Raw genomic sequence first — 4,629 nt, forward strand, 5'->3', positions numbered from 1 at the left:
GACAGCGTATCGGAATTGCCCGGGCGATTGTTCTGGAACCGAAATTGATGGTCTGTGATGAACCGGTATCTGCTCTGGACGTATCCATTCAGGCCCAGGTTCTGAATCTGCTTATGGATCTTCAGAAAGAAATGGGAATGGCTTATATTTTTATTTCTCATGATCTGAGTGTTATTAAGCATATTTCCGACAGAGTGGCTGTTATGTATCTTGGCCATGTGGTGGAGATCGCAGAAAAAGCTGATCTTTATAATCATCCGATGCATCCATATACAGTTGCACTTTTGTCAGCGATTCCTGTGCCGGATCGCAAACATAAAAAGGAAAAGATTGTCCTGGAAGGAGACTTGCCAAGTCCGGCAAATCCGCCATCCGGATGTATTTTCCATACACGTTGTTACAAAGCAAAAGATATCTGCAAGACGCAGGTACCTGAATTGAAAGATTGTGGAAACGGCCATTGCTGTGCATGCCATTTCCCAGAATAATTACTAAAATAAATTTTCACGGGGGAATTGAAAATGAAGATTACAGGAATTAATGTAAGACAGGTTGAAGTACCATTAAAAGAGCCATTTCGCATTTCTCTTGGAGTTATCACCCACTCCAGAAGTGCTATTGTATCTGTAGAGACAGACGAAGGGCTTGTGGGATACGGTGAGGGAGCACCGGCGATCTTGATTACAGGAGAAAGCCTGTCCGGAACAACAGATGTTATTAAAGCCTTCGAGAAAGATCTTATTGGAACAGATCCTACAGACCTTGAAAAGGTGTACTGGATCATGGACCGTGCGGCAGCACATTCCGGCTGTGCAAAGGCAGCTGTTGACATGGCATGTTATGACCTTCTTGGTAAGAAATCCGGTCTTCCGGTATATAAGTTACTTGGCGGACACCAGAATTTCATGGAAACAGATATCACTGTAGGTATTGATACACCGGAGATCATGGCAGCAAAGGCAAAAAAACATGTGGAAGCCGGTTTTGATACAATTAAGACAAAAGTAGGTACATCTTTTGCAGAGGATCTTGCACGCGTGAAAGCAATCCGTGAAGCAGTCGGTGATGACGTTAAGATCCGTATCGATGCAAATCAGGCATGGAGTGCAAAAGAAGCTGTTCGTTTAATTGAACGCTTAAATGAATATAATCTTGAACTGGTTGAACAGCCGGTTGCTTATCATGATATTGCAGGACTGGAATATGTAACAAAACACTCCATCGTACCTATTATGTCGGATGAGAGCTGCTTTAACGCAAAAGATGCACTTCGTCTCGTGGAACGCCGTGCGATTGATTATTTAAATATCAAATTGATGAAATGCGGCGGTATCCGTGAAGCATTAAAGATCAATGCAATCTGTGAATCTGCAGGTATTGAAGTCATGCTGGGATGTATGGCAGAGGAGAGTAATCTTGGTATTACAGCTGCTGCAAGTCTTGGTGCTGCAACAAAGAATATTACACGTGCAGACCTGGATGCAACATTTTCTTTGACAGATTTACCATTTAAGGGCGGTATGTATGTGGAAGATACAAAGAAACTTGTTCTTCCGGAAGTGCCTGGATTTGGTTTTATCGGTTTTGAAGAGTAAAGGAGGCGTAACATCATGTATCAGGATTTATCATTTATGAAAATACCTCTTCCGGAGGATGTTTTAAAATTAAAAAATTACGGTGATTTTGACGGGGCCCAGAAGATGATTCAGCATTTTCTGAGTAAAGATATTCCTATGGCACTTCGCAAACGTCTGGAAATCGAATCTGAGATTATCCGTGTGGTTGGAACAGATGAATATCCTTATACTTATGAGGAAGCTCTGGAGATCATGTCTTCTCATCTTAAAGATTTTAAAGAAGAAGAACTTCAGTATTTAAAAGAGATCAGTGCGGCAGATTGGATTTATATTGATGGAAAAGTTCATTTTCAGCGTCGTTTTTATGAAAATCTGATAAAGACAAGACCGGATCTCGCTGCAAGAGTTATGGTTGTGGATGTGGATGATGCACAGGGAAATGAATTAAAGCAGAAACTGTTGAACAGCAATATCCAGTATATGAAAGAACATGGCGGAAGAACCGTTCATACACGTATTCGCTCAACAATCAAAGCGAAAAAAGAATTTGAAGAGGTTGGACGCAAGGTTCGTGTTCATCTGCCAATCCCGAAGGTGTATGAGCAGGTTTCAAATGTTAAGATTCTTGCATCCTCACCGGAGATCACATCGATTGCACCGGAAGATGCACCGCAGCGTACGGTTTATTTTGAGACAGAATTAAAATCGGATCAGGAATTTATGGTGGAATATGAATTTGACTATCATGTAAATTATGTAGAACTGGATCCGGAAAAGGTATCTTCGGAACAGCCGGATTTCTGTCTGGAAGAACAGGCTCCACATATTATGTTTACACCATATTTACGTGAATTGAGAGATGAACTTGCGGGGGATGAAACCAATCCGGTCATTCTTGCACGTCGTTTCTATGATTTTGTGACAACAAAAGTGATGTATTCCTACATGAGAGAGTATTTTACGATCGAATGCATTCCTGAGTATTGTGCAGTGAATCAGAAAGGTGACTGCGGTGTTCAGGCCCTTCTCTTTATCACCCTTTGCCGTATGTCTGGAATTCCGGCACGCTGGCAGTCTGGTCTTTACGCAACAGAATATTATACAGGATGTCATGACTGGTCACAGTTTTATGTGGCACCGTATGGATGGGTATTTGCAGATCCTTCCTTTGGCGGAAGTGCATGGCGTGCAGGTGATAAGAATCGTTGGAATTATTATTTCGGCAATCTGGATGTTTTCCGTATGCCTGCCAACTCAGAAATCCAGAAAGAGTTTATTCCTGAAAAGAAATGGCTCCGCGGGGATCCGATCGATAACCAGAGAGGTGAGTTTGAGTATGAAGATCACGGACTTCTCTATTCTCAGCTTGAAGTTCATCAGGAATTGATTTCCATGGAAGATATTGAAAAATAAAAAAGATCCGGAAAAAGTTTTTAAACTTTTTCCGGGTCTTTTTATTTATCTTTACGGAAACGAAGAAACCAGTCAAGAGCATATTCATCTTCATTGTCAGAATTCATAACAGCTTCAGCAGCTTCACATGTGGTGGCTGTCGGAATAATGACATCTTTTCCCGGACACCATCCGGCAGGTGTGGAGCAATGTTCTGCATCTGTTTTCTGAAGTGCAAGAATCGTACGTTTGATTTCATCAAAATTTCTGCCAGTTGTCAGTGGATAATAAATAATAGCACGGATAACAGAGTTCGGATCAATGATAAAGACAGCACGTACAGCCTGAGTGCTGGATACATTTGGTTGGAGCATTCCATATTTTGAGGAAACTTTCTTATTCAAATCGGCGATTACAGGGAAAGGTATTTTGACATTTTTCATACCATTCCATTCCAGTTCTTCAATTTTACGAATCCAGGCGATATGGGAATAAAGAGAATCTACAGATAAACCGAGTAATTCGGTATTCATTGCTTTAAATTCATCTGACATGGATGCAAGCGTCATAAACTCTGTTGTGCATACTGGTGTAAAGTCAGATGGATGTGAGAAAAAAAGAACCCATTTTCCTTTATAATCTTCAGGAAAATGAATAGTTCCCTGTGTTGTCAATGCATCGAAGGACGGAGCCGGATCTCCAATTAAAGGCATTCTTGGTGTGTTTTCATTTTCAGTCATCATTAAAAATATCCTCCATATTAATATAATTTCGCATCTATTTTATAACAATGTGTGAGAGAATTCAATAGTTGTGTTATAATTTATAGGATAAAAGAAGAAAGAGGAGAATTATGTCAAAGAACAGAATTTTGATTGTAGAGGATGAAGAAGCCATTGCGAAAATGATCGCAATGAACCTTAAAGTGGCAAATTATGAGACAAAGATTTATTATGACGGAGCAAAAGCGGCGGAGGCTCTGAATGAAGATCATAACTATGATCTGGCTCTTCTGGATGTGATGCTGCCGGGAATGGACGGATTTGAGCTTTTAGATGTTATGAAAAAATATGATATCCCGGTTATTTTTCTGACAGCTAAGGATGATATCGGATCGAAGGTACAGGGGTTAAAGGGTGGAGCGGAAGATTATATTGTGAAGCCTTTTGAGGTTCTGGAGCTTCTGGTGCGTATGGAAAAGGTGCTTGAGCGAAGCCATAAGTCATCGCCGGTCCTTAAGGTGCTGGATATGGAGATTAATTTTGAAGAACATTCGGTAAGACAGAGTGGAAAAGAAGTTATTTTGAAACCGAAAGAGTTTGAATTGCTGGCGGTATTGGCGAAGAATAAAAACATTGCCATTTCCAGGGAAAATCTTTTGCGTATGGTATGGGGCATTGAGTATATGGGTGAGACACGGACGGTGGATGTACATATCGGACAGCTCCGAAAAAAACTTGGACTCTCTGAACATATTAAAACCATATCAAAAATGGGCTATCGTCTGGAGGAATAAAGAGTGAAGTTACGGACAAAAATTCTCTGGATCAGTTGTCTGGCTGTTTTGGCGGCCACTCTGATCAGCGGCGGCATGATTCTTGGAATGACGGCTGAAAATTTAAAAAATGAGGCTGTACTTAAGGCCTATCAGGATTTTTAT

General features: G+C 40.8%; 5 protein-coding genes. 4 read left to right on the forward strand and 1 reads right to left on the reverse strand.

What is annotated here, in order from left to right; genetic code table 11:
• The 3 genes from QZZ35_RS09300 to QZZ35_RS09310 form a co-directional block, all read left to right on the forward strand.
• On the forward strand, positions 1–488 hold a 488-nt coding region (locus QZZ35_RS09300; RefSeq protein ID WP_330635646.1), incomplete at its 5' end, for an oligopeptide/dipeptide ABC transporter ATP-binding protein.
• A 33-nt stretch (positions 489–521) separates the two neighbouring features.
• Complete coding sequence (locus QZZ35_RS09305) at positions 522–1,595, forward strand: dipeptide epimerase (RefSeq protein WP_291237147.1); 1,074 nt, start codon at positions 522–524, stop codon at positions 1,593–1,595.
• A gap of 15 nt (positions 1,596–1,610) precedes the next feature.
• A complete protein-coding gene (locus QZZ35_RS09310) occupies positions 1,611–2,990 on the forward strand; it encodes a transglutaminase-like domain-containing protein (RefSeq protein WP_291237148.1) in 1,380 nt (459 codons plus the stop codon).
• A 41-nt stretch (positions 2,991–3,031) separates the two neighbouring features.
• Here the strand turns inward: QZZ35_RS09310 and QZZ35_RS09315 are convergent, their stop codons facing one another.
• Complete coding sequence (locus tag QZZ35_RS09315; RefSeq protein ID WP_291237149.1) at positions 3,032–3,712, reverse strand: peroxiredoxin; 681 nt, start codon at positions 3,710–3,712, stop codon at positions 3,032–3,034.
• 110 nt (positions 3,713–3,822) lie between these two features.
• On the opposite strand from QZZ35_RS09315, the gene QZZ35_RS09320 reads away from it, so the two are divergent.
• On the forward strand, positions 3,823–4,485 hold the full coding sequence (locus tag QZZ35_RS09320; RefSeq protein WP_291237150.1) for a response regulator transcription factor: 663 nt from the start codon (positions 3,823–3,825) through the stop codon (positions 4,483–4,485).
• Positions 4,486–4,629: the final 144 nt, after the last annotated feature.

The organism is Frisingicoccus sp. (assembly GCA_016298055.1).
GTDB lineage: Bacteria > Bacillota > Clostridia > Lachnospirales > Lachnospiraceae > Frisingicoccus.

Bases quoted from the DNA above. Each gene is read 5' to 3' on its own strand.
- QZZ35_RS09310 (WP_291237148.1), top strand. From the start codon at position 1,611: ATGTATCAGGATTTATCATTTATGAAAATACCTCTTCCGGAGGATGTT.
- QZZ35_RS09305 (WP_291237147.1), top strand. From the start codon at position 522: ATGAAGATTACAGGAATTAATGTAAGACAGGTTGAAGTACCATTAAAA.
- QZZ35_RS09320 (WP_291237150.1), top strand. From the start codon at position 3,823: ATGTCAAAGAACAGAATTTTGATTGTAGAGGATGAAGAAGCCATTGCG.
- QZZ35_RS09315 (WP_291237149.1), bottom strand. From the start codon at position 3,712: ATGATGACTGAAAATGAAAACACACCAAGAATGCCTTTAATTGGAGAT.